Source organism: Mycobacterium sp. URHB0044, from assembly GCF_000620625.1.
In the GTDB taxonomy this organism is placed as follows: Bacteria; Actinomycetota; Actinomycetes; order Mycobacteriales; family Mycobacteriaceae; genus Mycobacterium.
This window is the reverse complement of sequence record NZ_JIAW01000022.1, coordinates 46,476-61,800: the sequence shown is the minus strand read 5'-3', so window position 1 is coordinate 61,800 and position 15,325 is coordinate 46,476. Positions and strand designations below refer to the sequence as shown.

Annotated in this window: 13 protein-coding genes, 1 tRNA gene and 1 pseudogene; 7 read left to right on the top strand and 8 right to left on the bottom strand. The window is 69.1% G+C overall.

All coding sequences use genetic code 11. The annotated features are described in order from the left end of the window. Positions 1-35 precede the first annotated feature (35 nt). From N536_RS0130530 to dcd, 4 genes are all read right to left on the bottom strand, one after another. Positions 36-1,376, bottom strand: coding sequence for a UDP-glucose/GDP-mannose dehydrogenase family protein (locus N536_RS0130530; RefSeq protein WP_029117086.1), 1,341 nt, complete (start codon positions 1,374-1,376; stop codon positions 36-38). A 73-nt stretch (positions 1,377-1,449) separates the two neighbouring features. After that, entirely contained in the window at positions 1,450-3,114 is a 1,665-nt protein-coding gene (locus tag N536_RS0130525; protein ID WP_029117085.1) for a hypothetical protein, read from the bottom strand. Positions 3,115-3,318: 204 nt separating this feature from the next. Further along, entirely contained in the window at positions 3,319-4,632 is a 1,314-nt protein-coding gene (locus tag N536_RS39875) for an ammonium transporter (protein WP_036438204.1), read from the bottom strand. 40 nt (positions 4,633-4,672) lie between these two features. After that, the gene (gene dcd / locus N536_RS0130515; RefSeq protein ID WP_029117084.1) at positions 4,673-5,245 is read right to left on the bottom strand and encodes a dCTP deaminase; all 573 of its coding nucleotides are present in this window, start codon (positions 5,243-5,245) and stop codon (positions 4,673-4,675) included. A gap of 46 nt (positions 5,246-5,291) precedes the next feature. On the opposite strand from dcd, the gene N536_RS0130510 reads away from it, so the two are divergent. Next, positions 5,292-5,365, top strand: a tRNA-Gly gene (locus N536_RS0130510). Between the two features lie 444 nt (positions 5,366-5,809). Here N536_RS0130510 and N536_RS0130500 read toward each other — a convergent pair. Continuing rightward, a complete protein-coding gene (locus N536_RS0130500) occupies positions 5,810-6,550 on the bottom strand; it encodes a glutamine amidotransferase (RefSeq protein WP_029117083.1) in 741 nt (246 codons plus the stop codon). Positions 6,551-6,782: 232 nt separating this feature from the next. Between N536_RS0130500 and N536_RS39870 the strand changes: the two genes are divergently transcribed. The 3 genes from N536_RS39870 (at position 6,783) to N536_RS0130485 (ending at position 8,604) form a co-directional block, all read left to right on the top strand. Beyond that, on the top strand, positions 6,783-7,268 hold the full coding sequence (locus tag N536_RS39870; RefSeq protein ID WP_051574866.1) for a DUF4383 domain-containing protein: 486 nt from the start codon (positions 6,783-6,785) through the stop codon (positions 7,266-7,268). 80 nt (positions 7,269-7,348) lie between these two features. Further along, entirely contained in the window at positions 7,349-7,900 is a 552-nt protein-coding gene (locus N536_RS0130490; RefSeq protein ID WP_029117082.1) for a CsbD family protein, read from the top strand. 26 nt (positions 7,901-7,926) lie between these two features. Next, entirely contained in the window at positions 7,927-8,604 is a 678-nt protein-coding gene (locus tag N536_RS0130485) for a hypothetical protein (RefSeq protein ID WP_029117081.1), read from the top strand. 120 nt (positions 8,605-8,724) lie between these two features. Here the strand turns inward: N536_RS0130485 and N536_RS0130480 are convergent, their stop codons facing one another. Further along, positions 8,725-9,402 (bottom strand): hypothetical protein, encoded by a 678-nt coding sequence (locus N536_RS0130480; RefSeq protein WP_029117080.1) that lies wholly within the window; start codon positions 9,400-9,402, stop codon positions 8,725-8,727. Positions 9,403-9,859: 457 nt separating this feature from the next. Between N536_RS0130480 and N536_RS42425 the strand changes: the two genes are divergently transcribed. Further along, positions 9,860-10,309 carry a hypothetical protein gene (locus tag N536_RS42425; protein WP_029117079.1) on the top strand — a complete coding sequence of 150 codons (450 nt, stop codon included), beginning with the start codon at positions 9,860-9,862 and terminating at the stop codon, positions 10,307-10,309. Between the two features lie 737 nt (positions 10,310-11,046). Then, positions 11,047-14,532: pseudogene (locus tag N536_RS43660) on the top strand (cation-translocating P-type ATPase); the annotation flags it as partial. Between the two features lie 98 nt (positions 14,533-14,630). Here the strand turns inward: N536_RS43660 and N536_RS43390 are convergent. Then, positions 14,631-14,693, bottom strand: coding sequence for an Rv1535 domain-containing protein (locus tag N536_RS43390; RefSeq protein ID WP_255358531.1), 63 nt, complete (start codon positions 14,691-14,693; stop codon positions 14,631-14,633). Between the two features lie 129 nt (positions 14,694-14,822). On the opposite strand from N536_RS43390, the gene N536_RS0130465 reads away from it, so the two are divergent. Next, positions 14,823-15,092 (top strand): hypothetical protein, encoded by a 270-nt coding sequence (locus tag N536_RS0130465; RefSeq protein WP_029117077.1) that lies wholly within the window; start codon positions 14,823-14,825, stop codon positions 15,090-15,092. Positions 15,093-15,107: 15 nt separating this feature from the next. Here N536_RS0130465 and N536_RS0130460 read toward each other — a convergent pair whose 3' ends face one another. Further along, a complete protein-coding gene (locus N536_RS0130460) occupies positions 15,108-15,284 on the bottom strand; it encodes an excalibur calcium-binding domain-containing protein (RefSeq protein ID WP_029117076.1) in 177 nt (58 codons plus the stop codon). Between the last annotated feature and the right edge of the window lie 41 nt (positions 15,285-15,325).

The following is a 15,325-nucleotide window of genomic DNA, read 5'->3' as shown; positions in this document are numbered from 1 at the left end:
GGTAAAGAGCGCCCGCTCGGCTGGGGCAAACCAAATTACGACGCGGCGAGCTCCGGGGTCCGGCGGCCCAGCGCGTACACCCGCCACCCAGCCTGCTGCCACGTGTCGACGTCCAGGCAGTTACGTCCGTCGACAACGACTTTGGCGCGCACGGTTTCGGCGAGCTGGGCGGGATCGAGGGCGACGAACTCCGGCCACTCGGTGAGCACCAGCACGGCATCGGCCCGCTCACACGCATCCAGCACCGACGTCGCGTACGTCAGCGTGGGAAACACCCGCCGCGAGTTCTCCATCGCCTTGGGGTCGAACACGTTGACGGTCGCGCCGTTGAGTTGCAGCAGGCCCGCCACGTTGAGCGCCGGCGAGTCGCGGACGTCATCGGATTCGGGTTTGAAGGCCGCACCAAGAACCGCGACGTTCGCGCCGAGCAGCGATCCACCGCAGGCCTTCGTGGCCAACTCGACCATCCGGGTCCGCCTGCGCATGTTGATGCTGTCCACCTCGCGGAGGAACGTCAGCGCGTGGTTGGCGCCCAGTTCACCGGCGCGGGCCATGAACGCGCGGATGTCCTTCGGTAGGCAGCCACCGCCGAATCCCAGTCCGGCGTTGAGAAATCGCCGCCCGATGCGGGGGTCGTGGCCGAGCGCGTCGGCCAACAGCATGACGTCGGCGTCCACCGCCTCGCACACCTCGGAGATCGCGTTGATGAACGAGATCTTGGTGGCCAGAAAGGCATTGGCCGAGACCTTGACCAGCTCGGCGGTCTGCAGGTCGGTCACCAGGAAGGGCACGTCCTCGGCGAGCAACGGCGCATACAGCTCGCGGATGGCGGCCTCGGCGCGTTGCGAGTCCGGTTGCACGCCAAGCACGATGCGGTCCGGGTGCAGCGTGTCGTGGACGGCGAACCCCTCGCGGAGGAATTCCGGGTTCCAGGCGACCTCGACGTCGACGCCCTCGGGGGTGATGGCGCGGGCCCGGTCGGCGAGGTCGGCGGCGGTGCCCACGGGCACGGTCGACTTGCCGACGATCACCGCGGGCCGGCGCAGCCGTGGCACCAACGTGTCGATCACGGCGTGCACGTGGCGCAGGTCGGCGCCGTATTCGCCCTTCTTCTGGGGGGTCCCGACACCGAGGAAGTGCACGTCGGCGAACTCAGCGGCGTCGTCGTAGTCGGTGGTGAACCGCAGCCGGCCGGCGTTCAGGTTGTCGCGCAGCACCTTTCGCAGGCCGGGTTCGTAGAACGGAATGTCACCCGACGCCAGCTTGGCGACCTTGCCCGGATCGATGTCGACGCCGACCACCTCGTGGCCGAGTTCGGCCATCCCGGCGGCGTGCGTCGCGCCGAGGTACCCCGTGCCGAACACTGTGCATCGCATACTGCCTTGATAGGCCGCCCCGATGTTCTAACCGCTACGGGACACTTAGCGCCAGGCAAACGGCAGGTGGCCGCTAGTGGCCGCCGGTGGGTCCGCTGCAGAAGATCAGGAAGCAGTTGCCCTGGCCGCCGTTGCCCGGCGAATCGTGCGAGCCACCCGACCCGCCGCGTGAGCCATTCGAACCGCCGTTACCGCCGGACCCGTCAGACCCCGACCCGCCCGACTGCGACGGCGGCCAGGGCAGCTGCGGCTGTTGGGGCTGCGGCTGTTGCGGCTGTGGGTACTGCGGGTATTGCGGCTGCTGGGGGTATTGCGGGTATTGCGGCTGCTGCGGGTATTGGGGGTACTGCGGCGCCTGAGGCCAGTCGTCGTCGTCATGCTGGCGCGGCCACTGCTGCCACGGCGGGCGCCACTGCGGCCGCTGCTGCTGCGGCGGCTGCCAGATCGGCGGGAAGACGACCGGCGGCGGCAAGATCACCGGCGCGGGGATCACCGGCGCCGCGGGCGGCGGCGGAGGTGGCGCAGCCGGAGCGGGTGCCGGGGCCTCCGGGATCGGTGCCGGTGCGGCGGCAGGCGGTTCCACGTACACCGTGCGCGGCGGGGCGGCCGGGGCCTCCTGCACCACGGGGATGGGCGCCTTGATGGTCTCCGCGGGCGGAGGTGGCGGCGCGACGGCAGGCTGCGCCTGCTCGATCGCCGGGGCGGGCGGCGGCGCCACCGCGCTGGGCGCGATCGCCGCGCGGCCTGCATCGGGTCGCTGGTCGGCCGTCGGCCGGATGTTCACAGCCAGCGAGATGACAAGGGCGACAACGCCAATCACGAAGATCGACGTCAGCGCGCTTCCGACGAGCAGGAACGGCTTGCGCCCCTCCTCAGCGGGCAGCACCGCCCCGTCGAAGTCGAGGTCGGTGATGGGGTCGGGGTCCTCGGCCCACGCCACCGCGGCGGGACCGGACGGCCTCATCTGCGTTTCGGCGTTGGCGAGCCCGACGGACTCGTTGCCGGCCGTCGCCCCGTCGGGATCCAGCGCATACGCCAGGCCCGCGGTGGTCGCGTCGAACGCGGGAGCCGTGGCGGCAGCCAGTGCGGCGCCGCGCGCCAGCGCGAGGCCCGACTCGTCGGGAGCGTTGACCGGTATTGCGACCAGATCGGCGAGATGCGACTTGACCGACGCGATGTCGACGCCCGAACCGACCACGAACATGCCCTGCGGCGCGGAGTCCTGGGCTTCGACGGCGGCCACCATGTCGGCGAGCACGGCCATGGCGTCGGTGCTGTGCAGACTGCGGCTGAGCACCTTCACGATCGAGCCGTCGTCGCTGCGAACCACCGAAAGAGTCGCGGTGTCGCGGTCGATGAACAGCAGGGCGGTGCTGTCGTATCCGACCGCGCGTCCCGCGGCCTGAGCCAGGGCTCCGGCGGCGTGCAGTTCGGACACCAGCATGACGTCTTTGATGCCGTGGGCGGCCATGCTGTCGCGCAGGGCTGCGGCCTCGACGTGGTCACTCCATGTGACGCCGATCGCATTGAGGACGTGCCCACCTTCGGCGGCGCTCTCCTGGGTGCCGAGGATCGCGGCGACGACCTGATCGACTGCCGCCGTCGAGGTTGCTGTGCCGTCGCTCGACGACACGTCGAAGGTGTCGTGGTCGACGATGGCGCCGTCGCCCTTCTCCCCTTCGACCAGCACCATTCTCACCGTCTTAGGTGTCATTGATACACCCAGTACGATGTTCACGTGATCCTCCAAAGTGTTTGCTGCGCTATTCAGGTCCCGATCCCCGACTGATCCAACGCGAGCCGACGACTAGATGTTTCATCGCCACTACCAGGGCAGTCGTTACGTCCGGTGGGGTTAGCTGATGCATCCGCCGAAGACCCGCATTTCGAAGGTTACTCGGGTCGAGGACGAACGTCTTCAGCGATTCACGAGACGTGCTAGTCAGGCTTCTTCGGCGGGCTCCGTGCGGGGCCGGAGCGCTCCAGGGTCGCCGAACGACGCCGGGCGGCGCGAGGGCAGATGACCGTGGACGCCCTCGGCGTAGGCGGTCTCTGCATGCTGGGTGAAGTCGACGCCGGTGGTCTCGTCCTCGGCACTGACCCGGAAGCCCATGACGCGGTCGATCAGCTTGGCCAAGACGTACGACACCGTGAACGCATACGCCGCGACCACCACGGCCCCGAGTGCCTGCTTGCCGAGCTGCGCCAAACCGCCGCCATAGAAGAGGCCCTGCGGTCCGGCCGTCATGACCTCGGTGGCCAGTAGACCGATCAACAGCACGCCGACGACGCCGCCGACGAAGTGCACGCCGACCACGTCGAGCGAGTCGTCGAAGCCGAACCGGAACTTCAGCCCGATCGCGAAGGAGCAGACGATGCCCGCCAGGAGGCCGACCACCACGGCGCCGAGGGTGTTCACGGTCCCGCACGACGGGGTGATGGCGACGAGCCCGGCGACCACGCCCGACGCGGCGCCGAAGGTCGTCGGCCTGCCGTCGCGGATCTGCTCGACGGTGAGCCAGCCCAGCATGCCGAGACATCCGGCGACGAGCGTGTTGAGGAAGATCGCCGCGGCCGTGCCGTTGGCGGCGAGCGCCGAGCCGGCGTTGAACCCGAACCAGCCGAACCACAGCAGCCCGACGCCGAGCAGCACGAACGGCAGGTTGTGCGGGCGCATGGCCTCCTTGTTGAAGCCGATGCGGGGTCCGAGCACGAGCGCCAGCGCCAGCGCGGAGGCGCCGGACACGATTTCGACGACCAGGCCGCCGGCGTAGTCCAGCACGCCCATCTCGAACAGCCAGCCGCCCGGCGCCCAAACCCAGTGCGCCACCACGGAATACACGGCGATCGCCCACAGCGGGACGAAGACCATCCAGGCCGCGAACTTCGCCCGGTCGGCGATGGCGCCGCTGACCAGGGCCGCGGTGATGATCGCGAAGGTCAGCTGGAAGGTGGCGAACAGCAATTCGGGGACCGCGCCGTGGGCGGTGTCGGGGTTGATGCCGAGCATGCCGAAGTGCGACAGGTTGCCGATCAGGCCGCCGCCGCCGTCCTCGGAGAACGCCAGGGTGTAGCCGACGAGCAGCCAGGCCACCGTCACCAGCGGGATCGAGATGAAGCTCATCATGATCATGTTGAGCACACCGGTGGTGCGGACCATCCCGCCGTAGAAGATCGCCAGACCGGGCGTCATCAGCAGGACAAGCGCCGTACTGGCCAGCAACCAGGCGGTGGCCGCAGGATCGATCGATTCCACGTCGGGCTCCCTTCGGATCCCGACGAGCATAAGGTGCGGCTTAGCGGGTCTTGACGAAGTTCAGGTAGGACCGCGACGGCGTCGGGCCGCGCTGGCCCTGATACTTCGAGCCCGCCTGCGAGCTGCCGTACGGGAACTGGGCCGGGCTGGTGAGCCGCAGCAGGCACAGCTGGCCGATCTTCATCCCCGGCCACAGCGTGATGGGCAGGTTGGCGACGTTCGACAGCTCCAGCGTGATGTGGCCGCTGAAGCCCGGGTCGATGAAACCGGCCGTGGAGTGCGTCAACAGGCCCAGCCGGCCCAGCGAGGACTTGCCCTCGAGCCGGCCGGCCAGGTCGTCGGGCAGGCTGCAGAGTTCCAGCGTCGACCCGAGCACGAACTCGCCGGGATGCAGCACGAACGGCTCGCCCTCGGCGGGCTCGACGAGGCTGGTCAGTTCGTCCTGCTGAAGCGACGGGTCGATGTGGGTGTAGCGGGTGTTGTTGAAGACCCGGAACAGGGTGTCCAGCCTGACGTCGACGCTGGACGGCTGGACCATGCCGTCGTCGAACGGATCGATCCCCAATCGCCCGGTTTCGATCTCGGCCCGAATGTCACGATCGGAGAGCAGCACGCGACGAGCGTATCGGGTCGGGATGCTAATCTCCGTGATCACCGATGCCGATGTAGTTCAATGGCAGAACATCAGCTTCCCAAGCTGAATACGCGGGTTCGATTCCCGTCATCGGCTCCACGAAATGTTGCAAGACATCCGAATGGCTCTGAACCCTCGTTGGGGGTTCAGAGCTTTTTTCGTGGGCGTCCGCACGGGACTCCGCGGGGTTGATAGTCGCTGGTGGCGATATCCAAGCCTGGTGCGATGACAGCCGCCGCTCACCCCGCCGCCCAGAACGAGATCCAGGGAGTGACGCGTTGGATCCGCTCTGACGGGCGTGTTCAGAGATCAGGGATCCGGGATCAGTGGGCGGACCACGAAATCACCGTGGCCTGCCTCCGCCACGTAGTCGTGTTCATCGTCACCAGACGACCCCGCTATTGCGAAACCGCCGCAGTGAGGTCGACACATCCTTCGCCGGGGCGATCGTCAACGCGGTCGACGCCGCGAATCCGTCCGGCATCGTATACGTCGGCGGCGCCGGCTCCATGGTGATCGCCTAGTCACTCAGTCCAGCCAGGTTCAAGCCCGCGCGTACCGCTCGACGAACCGCCGCAGGATCTCCGGCGGATACGTCACGTTCCACTGCCGCGCAGCGACTTTGAGTTCCTTTGCCGATTCGGGCGCGAAGTACCCGTAGTCCTTGTAGACGTCGATTCGCGTACGGAGGCCGTCGACGTCGAGTTCCGGGTGGAACTGCGTGGCGTACACGTTGGCCTTCACCCGGAATGCCTGCACCGGGCTGTCGACCGACGACGCGAGGCAGACCACATCGGACGGCAGCTCCGACGCCGCCTCCTTGTGGCCGCCGTAGGCGTCGAACACCTCGGGCGCGTCGCAGAACAGCGCGTCGTCTCGGCCGGCGGCCGACACTGAGACCGACATCCCGCCGACGGGCTCGGGATAGGTCTTGTCGATCGTCGCACCGACGACCGTGCCGAGGGTGCCCACGCCGTAACAGCAACCGAGGAAGGGGATGTCGGCATCGACGATGCGTTCGATCAGCGGAAGCAGTTCGCCTTCGACGCGGCGCTGTGTCGGCGACTTGGTCGCCGGATCGTCGCTCACGTTGTACGGCCCGCCGCCGAGGATCACCCCGGACCAGTCCGCGAGGTCGATCTCACCCAACGGCTCGTGCGTCAACCGGATGCGGCGCATCCCTTCGCGATCCATTTCGGCGAAGCGCATCATCGCCAGGTACTCGTCATCGGCGGCGGCGTCCTCACCGCGGATCGACAGCAGTAGGAAGGGCCGCGCGTGCACGACACCCCGCGAGCTGGGTGAGCCCGCGGCTGTGGCCCCTCGTGGCAGGTCAGCGCTTGGATCGGCGCCGTTTTCGATCCCACCGCCTCGGCTCTGCGAGGTTTGCCGCCGCAACGGCCCGGGTATCTGGGACACGCCGCTCGCTTCCAGCCCCGTGGAGCACCCGTTCGGTGGACCACGGAAAAAGGGTATCTCCATGACCGCAGCCAATTCTGCCAACACACCCAGAACAATGACCACATTCGCGACGCGAGTACAGAAGGCTGCCCTCGCCGTCGGCGCCGTCTTTCTGATCGTCGGTCTGCTCGGATTCGTTCCCGGCATCACCACGAACTTCGACCAGCTCGCCTTTGCCGGTCATCATTCCGACGCTGCCCTGCTCGGGATCTTCAACGTGTCGGTGCTGCACAACTTGGTGCACCTGGCGTTCGGCGTCGCAGGGATCGCCCTGGCGCGCACCTTCAACGGTGCCCGCTCGTACCTCATCGGCGGGGGCGTCGTCTATCTGGTGCTCTTCCTCTATGGCCTCGTCGTCGATCACGACAATTCGGCCAACTTCGTCCCCGTCAACGACGCGGACAACTGGCTGCACCTGGCGCTCGCGGTCGCGATGATCGCCCTCGGTGCGGCGCTGGGCCGCACACGCGAGGACACCGGCCAGCCCGTTGGCACCGGTGACAGGGCGCGAGGCGCTACACCCGACGGGCCGCTCCGCTGAGCACAACGGGCGGCCGTCACCCATCACATCAATCGAACAACCCACTTCGATATGTCGAAACGAAGTTGAAAGGAGACTCAGTGACTGAGCACAGCAAGGCCGACGAGGCCCGCAAGGGCCTGATCGACTCGGTGAAGGGCAAGGCGAAGGAAGTCTTCGGCGCCGTCACCGGCAATGACTCGCTGACTGCCGAGGGGCAGCTCGAACAGACCGAGGCCAGGGAGCGCAAGGAGGCCAACAGCGTCGAAGCCGTGGCCGACGCCGAGGCAGCGCAAGCCCGGGCCGAGGCGGCCGAGGCGCAGGTGAAGGGTGCCCGGGAACGGATCGCCGTGGACGCGCAGACGGCGGCCGTCGAGAGCTCCGTGCGAGATCAGCAAGCCGCACAGAAGCGGGCCGCCGAGGCGGCGGGACAACAGGACGCTGCAATAGCGAAGACGCGTGCCGAGCTCGACGCTCAGGCCGAGATCCAGCAGGCCAAGGAGCGCGACGAAATCGATTCCGCGACTGAACAAGTGGTGGACGCCGCCGCCGATCATCAGGCCGCGATGCGGGGCGCATCCAGCGCCGAGGCGGAAGCCGACCGCATCAGGCGGCAGGCCGACGAACTGACCAAGGAAGCCGACCTGCCGTGAGCAGCGGCAAGACACAGGAGTCATCAATGAGAATCATCGAAGCCCCACTCGCCGTTCTGCGTCTCCAATACCGAGTCGCCCGGCTTCCCCTTCAGATCATCGAGGAACGCGTGGTCGCTCGCATGGGTTCGGAAACGCCTGCGCGATTGTTCTACGAGCGCTCCCTCGGATTGTTGGATGCGGCCGTGGGAAATGCCTTGGGCGACACCAGGCTTGAAGATCGAGGCCGTGCGCTCGCTGAGCGTAGCGATGCGCTTGGTCGGGCGAGCAAGCTCGAAGCAACTGGGGATCAGATGCGACGGCAGTCCAAAGCCGAGCTGAAAGCCACTAGCGACGAGGCGATCGAGGAGCAGCGGGAAGCGCACGCCGAGCGCAAGCATGACGTCGAAGAAGCTCGGACCTCAGCACAGGAGCGCAAGCGCGCGGCGGAAGAGGAGGCTGCGCAGCGGACCGCCGCCGCCAAGAAGCAGGCCGACGAAGCGGCACGCCGCCGGACGAACCAAGCCGAGGCGGCCAAGCGCGACGAACAAGCCCGGATTCGCAAGGAGCAACAGAAGGCAGCCGACGCGGCGACGTCGAAGCTCGACGATGCTCGAGCAAAGCGCACGGAGGCGGGCGCCAAGCGTGCGCAGGCGGACAGGGTTGAGGAGTTGGCCGACGCGGAGAAGACGAAGCGCCAAGCCGAGCGGGCGAACAACAGCTGACGGGCCGCGGGACCGCCCGGCCGTCAGCGACGGCCGGGCGCCGCTGCGCTACCGGTTGGGTGCAGGCTCCCGAAACTCCTCGATCGCCCGACACGGTCCGCGCCGCCACTGGACGGCGGGCTAGCGGAAGTAGGTTTCCCCGCCGGTGGGATAGCCGCCGCCCGTCGTGGTGACGTGGACGTGGTCGAAGTGGCCGTAGCCAGATCCCGACGGGCCAGCGGGGGTGTAGTAGGTGCCGCGCCAGATCGCGTCTTGAATCCCAAACCGCGTCGCGTTCTTCAGGACGTACGCGACGATCTCGTTGCCGAGCGCGATGCCCTCGGCCGTGCCCGGGTTGGGAATGGTCACGTCGAGCGCCAAACCGTTGGGATGCCACGGCAGCGGGTCGGGACGAACGCCGCCGATGTCGTGAATCTCGGGGAACGCCGCGCTGATGCTGCGCGACGCCAGGATCGTTCGTACCTGCAGACCCTGCTCGGGTGCCCGCCCTACGGGCAGCAGGCGCGGGACGATGGCGGCGACGGGGGCAACTCGCCACCTCGACGCCGACATCACCCGCTCGGGCTCGGCACTCGCACTCGACGGCTCGTCCGACGGCGTCCACGGCAGGGCGCTCGGCGCTGCTGCGACGAGTTGCACGCAGCACGGCACGGCTTTCTCGACTGGCGTGGCGTCGCTGTCGGTGCCCAGTGAATGGACACCTCCTGCGGCCGCGAAGAGCACGGCGGCCGGGGCGACGAGCGCAGCCAGGGCTACAGGCGACTTGCGTCGGCTCCTGGCTAATGAATGGCGCGCCACGAAAGCACCATACGAGGAATTCCGCGGATTATCACAATCTTATAAAGAACTTATAAAGAATCAGGGCTTACTCAGCACTATCCTGGCTGCTCATCGGCCATTTTGGGGGACGGAACCCAATCTGCCAATTCCGCCCGCCATTCCCGGCAGGCAACACCAGGCACCCATCTCCCGTCGTATTCAACGCGGACGTCGATTGAGTCACCGTCTCGTTGAACGTGGCGCCGCCTGAGGGGACGTTCACCGGCTTGTCGGTCACCCGGCAAACATGACTTCCGCCAATCCGAAAATGGCGCGCCGTGCCGGAGGAAGCACGAATGGACAGACGCGAAATAGCGTTCCTCTCAAACGCTTTCGGCAACTCATCAAACGCTCAGGTTCAGTTCACCGACGATGGGTACCCTCCGTTCTTCCCGAGGTGTATTGGACCAACCCACGACTTGGAAGAAGTCGAGCGATGAACGTAATTCGAAGTACGGCCCGCGTGATCACGCGGTCGGCAGACACCACCGTCGCCGCGGCCGGCGCGGTGGGCGGCGCAGCGGTCAACGGCGTGATCGGTGGCGTACAGGGCACGGTGAACGGCATCAGGAACGGCTTGGACAGCGGCAGCCATTCGACGCCGGCCGCCGTGCTGGCCATCGCCGCGGTCGGCGCGACCGGCCTGGTCGAGTGGCCAATCCTGCTGGGCATCGGAGCGACCGCGCTTGCGGTGCGGCGCCACAACCAGCAAGCGGGCAACACGGCTGCACCGACGCTGTCCGCGGTCCCCGACGAGCCACCCAAGAAGGCGCCCGCAACGGCTTCGGCACCCGCGCGCAAGACGACCAAGGCCGCGAAGTCCACTACGGCGCGCGGACCGCGCAAGACGACGGCCACCCGCCGCCGCGCCCCCGCCAAGAAGTAGCGCCGGTGAGCCTGACCCGACTGGTGCGCACGTCCGCATCGTTGCCCCTGCGCGCCCTGAACCTCGGTGTCCGTACCGCCACCGCCACCGCGGCGGTCGGCGTCGACTTCGTCGCCAATCCCGTCCGCGCGGCTTCGGAACTGCCCGCCGGTGTGGTGGCCGCCGTCACCGACGTGGCGGCCGAACTGCTCGGCGGCACGCCCGCGCGGCGCCGATGGCGCGGCGAGAGCCGCTGCTGGATCGAGGTCCGCGGCCTGGCCGACACCGCACCCGACGACGCCCTCGGCGAGCTCGTGCTGCAGTACGTCCGCGCCCAGCAGGGTGTCGAGTGGGCGCAGCTCAACTATCCGCTGTCCCGCATCGTCGTCGGCGTCGACGAGACCGCGTCGCTGACCGAACTGTGCGACGCCGTCAGCACCGCCGAGCGGGAAGCCGACGTCGAGCAACCACCGTCACCGACCACGCTGCCCGCAGACCCAATTGCGCTGGCGGGCAACGTCACCGCAGCCGCCGCGAGCGCCGTCGGCCTGGCAACAAGCCTGGTTGGCCGCGCGCTACCGTTGCCGAGGCTCGCGCCGAACCTCGCCGCCCTCGTGACGCTCGTCGACTATCAGCCGCGGCTTCGCCGGATCGTGGAGCAACGACTCGGAGCCGACACCGCCGATACCGCGCTGGCGTTGGCCGCGAGTCTCGGCTACGCGATCGCTCAGACTCCCGCATCCCTGGCCGTCGACTTGATGAAGCACGTACTCACCGCCGCCGAAACGCAATCGGCGGCGCTGGCCTGGCAACGGCACGAACCCTCGCTCGCCGAGCACGCCGACTGCCGTGACGGCGTCCGCCCCGCAGCACGTCCTCGACCGTGCCCGCCGGGCCCGATCGAGCGGCACGGCGACCGCAGTGGGCTGGCGCAAGGCGTGGGCGCCGCCGCCGTCGGCCTTGCCACCGCCAATCTCGGTGCTGCCGCCACCGCGACCCTGGTCGCCGCACCGAAGGCGGCACGCAACAGCCGCGAGGCGTTCGCCGCGACGCTCAGCCGGGGCTTGGCGGATCACCATCGGGTGCTGCCCCTGCATCCCGCCGCATTGCGCAGGCTCGACCGCGTCGACGTCGTGCTGATCGACCCGCGCGCGTTGACCACCGACGAGTTGCGCGTCGGGCGCATCCGCAAGGTGCCCGACCATCAACGCGCCGCCGCGTGGCAGTGGGCGCAGGACGAAATCGAGCGCGGCTCGGTGGGAGTGGGCTGGCACCCGGTGCCCTCGACCAACGGCCGAGACGCGTCGGGGGAGGTGCTGGTGCGCTACGCCAACCATCCGCTGGCCTCGGCGGTGGTTGGCGAAATCCGCCGCGGCGGAGCCGAGGCCGTGTCGTTGGACGTCGACGGCCTCGACGAGCTGCGCCCGGCCTTCGACGATCTGTACCCCGCCGACGGGACGCTCGACGGGGCGCTCGCCAATACCGTGTGCCGTCTGCAGGAGGACGGCCGGACGGTGGCCGTCGTGTCTCGAGCTGCGGCGCAAGCCCTTGCCGACGCCGACATGGCGATCGGCATCACGTCCGACGATGCTTCGGCCTGCTGGCATGCCGACCTGCTCGTCGACGACCTCGACGGGGTGTGGCGCATCGTCCACGCCTTGCCCGCCGCCCGCCGAGCCAGCGAACGCGGCGTCCAAATCGCTACTGGCGCATCCATTCTCGGCGCGCTACTGATGGTTCCCGGCGTCCGTGGACGCGGTCCAGGACCGGTCGCCGCGGGGGCGGGCGCCGGGCTCTTGACCGGATACCAGACCGCGCGGGAGGTGCTCGGCGCCGAGACACCTCCAGCACCGACGACACACGAATGGCATGCCCTGCCGATCGACCGGGTGCGCAGGCTGCTGCCAGCACCCGAACGCTCCGCTCCCCCACCGCCGGGACGTCCGCGGGTGAGCACGGTGGTCGAGACCGCGCGCTCGGTCGTCGATCCGGTCCGGGCCGGCCTCGGCGACTTCGCCGGCGCGATGCGCGACGAGCTGTCCGATCCCCTGACCCCGGTGCTCGCGATCGGCTCGGCGGCCAGCGCCGTGCTGGGCTCGCCGGTCGACGCCGTACTCGTCGGCTCGGTGCTGGCAGGCAACGCCGCGTTGGCGGCGACGCAGAAGCTGCGCGCCGAGCGGCTGCTGCAGCGGATGTTGGCGGTGCAGGATCCGCCGGCCCGCTTGGTCGTCGACGGCGGCTACGACACCGTGGACGCCACCGACCTGCGCCCCGGTGACGTCATCGAGGTGCGGCCGGGTGAGGTGGTCCCCGCCGACGGTCGACTGGTCGAGGCCACCGATCTGGAGGTGGACGAGTCGGCACTCACCGGGGAGTCGCTTCCGGTGCCGAAGCAGACCGCCGCCACTCCCGCGGCACCGGTCGCCGAACGCGCCTGCATGCTGCACGCGACCACCACGGTGGTGGCAGGCACCGCGGTCGCGATCGTCACCGCGGTTGGCGGGCAGACGCAGGCCCGACGCGCCGCGCAGTTGCCCGGTGCGCGCGGTTCCACCGTCGGCTTGCAGACCCAGCTGCGCGACCTGACCAACCGGGCCTGGCCGATCAGCCTGGCCGGTGGCGGCCTGGTGACGGCGTTCGGGTTGCTCCGGCGCACCGGGCTGCGGCAGGCGATCAGCAGCGGCGTCGCCGTCAGCGTCGCCGCGGTGCCAGAAGGCCTTCCGCTCGTCGCGACGCTCGCGCAGCAGGCGTCCGCGCGCCGCCTGACGAAGTCCGGGGCCCTGGTGCGCAGCCCCCGGTCGGTGGAGGCATTGGGTCGCGTCGACGTGGTCTGCTTCGACAAGACCGGCACCCTGAGCCAGAACCGGCTGCGCGTCGGACGCGTCGATGCCGCCGCAGGCAACTCCGAGGACGACGTCCTGACCCACGCCGCGCGCGCCACCCCTCCGGCCAACGGCGAGCCCCACGAACACGCCACCGACGTGGCCGTCGCCGAGGCGGCCCACCGATCGGCGGTCGACGTCGGTGGGCCGGACGTGCACCTGCCGTTCCGCTCGGGGCGGCCCTACTCGGCCTCGATCTACGGGCGCGAGCTGTCGATCAAGGGCGCCCCCGAGGTGGTGCTCGCGGCTTGCGGCGACGACGGAGCGCCGAACCCCGTGCACCAGATCGCCGCCGACGGGCTACGCGTGCTCGCCGTTGCGCGCCGACGGCTCTCCGCCCAACAGGCCCGCGCGGCGCGCGATGCCGATGCGTTCGACGCGCTGTGCCGCGAAGGGCTCGACTTCATCGGCCTGCTCGGACTGTCCGATTCGCCACGACCCGACGCGCCCGCCGTGCTCGAGGGCCTCGCCGCGAGCGGCATCGGCGTCCGCCTGATCACCGGCGATCACCCCGTGACGGCCACCGCGATCGCCGCCGAACTCGGCATGCCCGTCGGCGACGACCAGGTCATCAGCGGCACGGACTGGGAAACGTTGTCGCGCCGCGGACAGGAACAGGCCGTGCAGGACCGCGTGGTGTTCGCCCGGATGTCACCCGAGCACAAGGTGCAGATCGTGGAAACGCTTGAGCGACTGGGCAAGACGTGCGCGATGGTCGGCGACGGCGCCAACGACGCCGCGGCCATCCGGGCTGCCACTGTGGGCATCGGGGTGGTCGCGCACGGCAGCGACCCGGCACACACGGCGGCGGACGTGATGCTGCTCGATGGCCGCATTGGATCGCTGCTCGACGCTCTCGACGAGGGCAGACAACTGTGGCAGCGGGTGCAGGCCGCGGTGGCGGTGCTGCTCGGAGGCAATGCCGGCGAGGTGGCGTTCGCGATCCTCGGCACCGCGATCACCGGACACGCCCCGCTCAACACCCGGCAGCTGTTGTTGGTCAACATGCTCACCGACGCACTCCCGGCCGCCGCACTCGCGGTCAGCCCGCCGACGTCGCGGGCGGCGGGCGCGGGCAAGGGTCCCGACGAGGCCGCGTTGTGGCGCACGGTCGCGGTGCGCGGTACGGCGACCGCGGGGGCCGCGACGGCGGCCTGGGCGCTGGCCAGCGTGACCGGCAGGCAGCGGCGGGCGTCGACGGTGGCCCTCGTGGCGCTGGTGAGTACCCAGCTGGGGCAGACGCTGATCGATTCGCGCAGCCCGCTGGTGGTGGGCACCGCCGTCGGCTCGCTGATGGCGCTCGGTGCGCTGATCAGTACGCCGGGAGTGAGCCAGTTGCTCGGAAGCACACCGCTCGGACCGGTCGGCTGGGCGCAGGCGCTGACGACGGCGGCCGGTGCGACCGCGGTGGCCGCCATCGCGCCGCGGGTGTTCGGGTCAGGCGGCGACGAGCAGGAGGATCAGTCGTCGATTTCCACCACGCCGACGCGCCACAGCACGGCGTACAGCTCGCGCAATGGCACGGCCAGCACCTCGGTGACGAAATCGGTCAACGGATCGGAACCGAAACCCACAACAGAAGCTGACACGCCTGCCACGGTCGGCACACCAAGCGTCCAGACGCCCAATACGCCATGACGGGGAGTTGACGAATGGCCGAAGAGTCGCAACACAACAGCCACCGCGACGCCGTCGCCCGCGTCCGCGAGGGAGAGGGTTTCGCGGTGAACCTGCCGGTCGTCGGCCGCGTCCGCATTCCGCGTCCCGAACACGTCGCGTACTACGGCGCGCTCGGCGCGCTAGCGGCCCTGGAGATCATCGAGTGGCCGATCGCCCTGGCGATCGCCGCAGGCCACGCGCTGGCGGAGAACCAGCACAGCCGCGTCGCGGCGGAGATCGGTGAGGCGCTCGAAGACGCCTGACAGGAGTCCTACGGTTCAGGACTCGCAGGCAATGCCGTCCTGGTCGCGGTCGCCGGCAGGCCAGTAGTCGGGATCGCTCTGCGGAATGTCCCACCGGCCGTCCTTGTGGGCTGCCGTGCAATTGGCGTACGGACCATGGGCCGAGGCGATGGGCGCCACTCCAATCGACGCACCAGCTACTACGAGCGCCACAACCAATACTCGAACGATCACACCGAACTCCCGATCTTGAT

Excerpts from the sequence above, each read along its gene's own strand:
- N536_RS0130530 (WP_029117086.1), bottom strand. The coding sequence starts at position 1,376 with ATGCGATGCACAGTGTTCGGCACGGGGTACCTCGGCGCGACGCACGCC.
- N536_RS39870 (WP_051574866.1), top strand. The coding sequence starts at position 6,783 with ATGACCACATTCGCGACGCGAGTACAGAAGGCTGCCCTCGCCGTCGGC.
- N536_RS0130465 (WP_029117077.1), top strand. The coding sequence starts at position 14,823 with ATGGCCGAAGAGTCGCAACACAACAGCCACCGCGACGCCGTCGCCCGC.
- N536_RS42425 (WP_029117079.1), top strand. The coding sequence starts at position 9,860 with ATGAACGTAATTCGAAGTACGGCCCGCGTGATCACGCGGTCGGCAGAC.
- N536_RS0130485 (WP_029117081.1), top strand. The coding sequence starts at position 7,927 with ATGAGAATCATCGAAGCCCCACTCGCCGTTCTGCGTCTCCAATACCGA.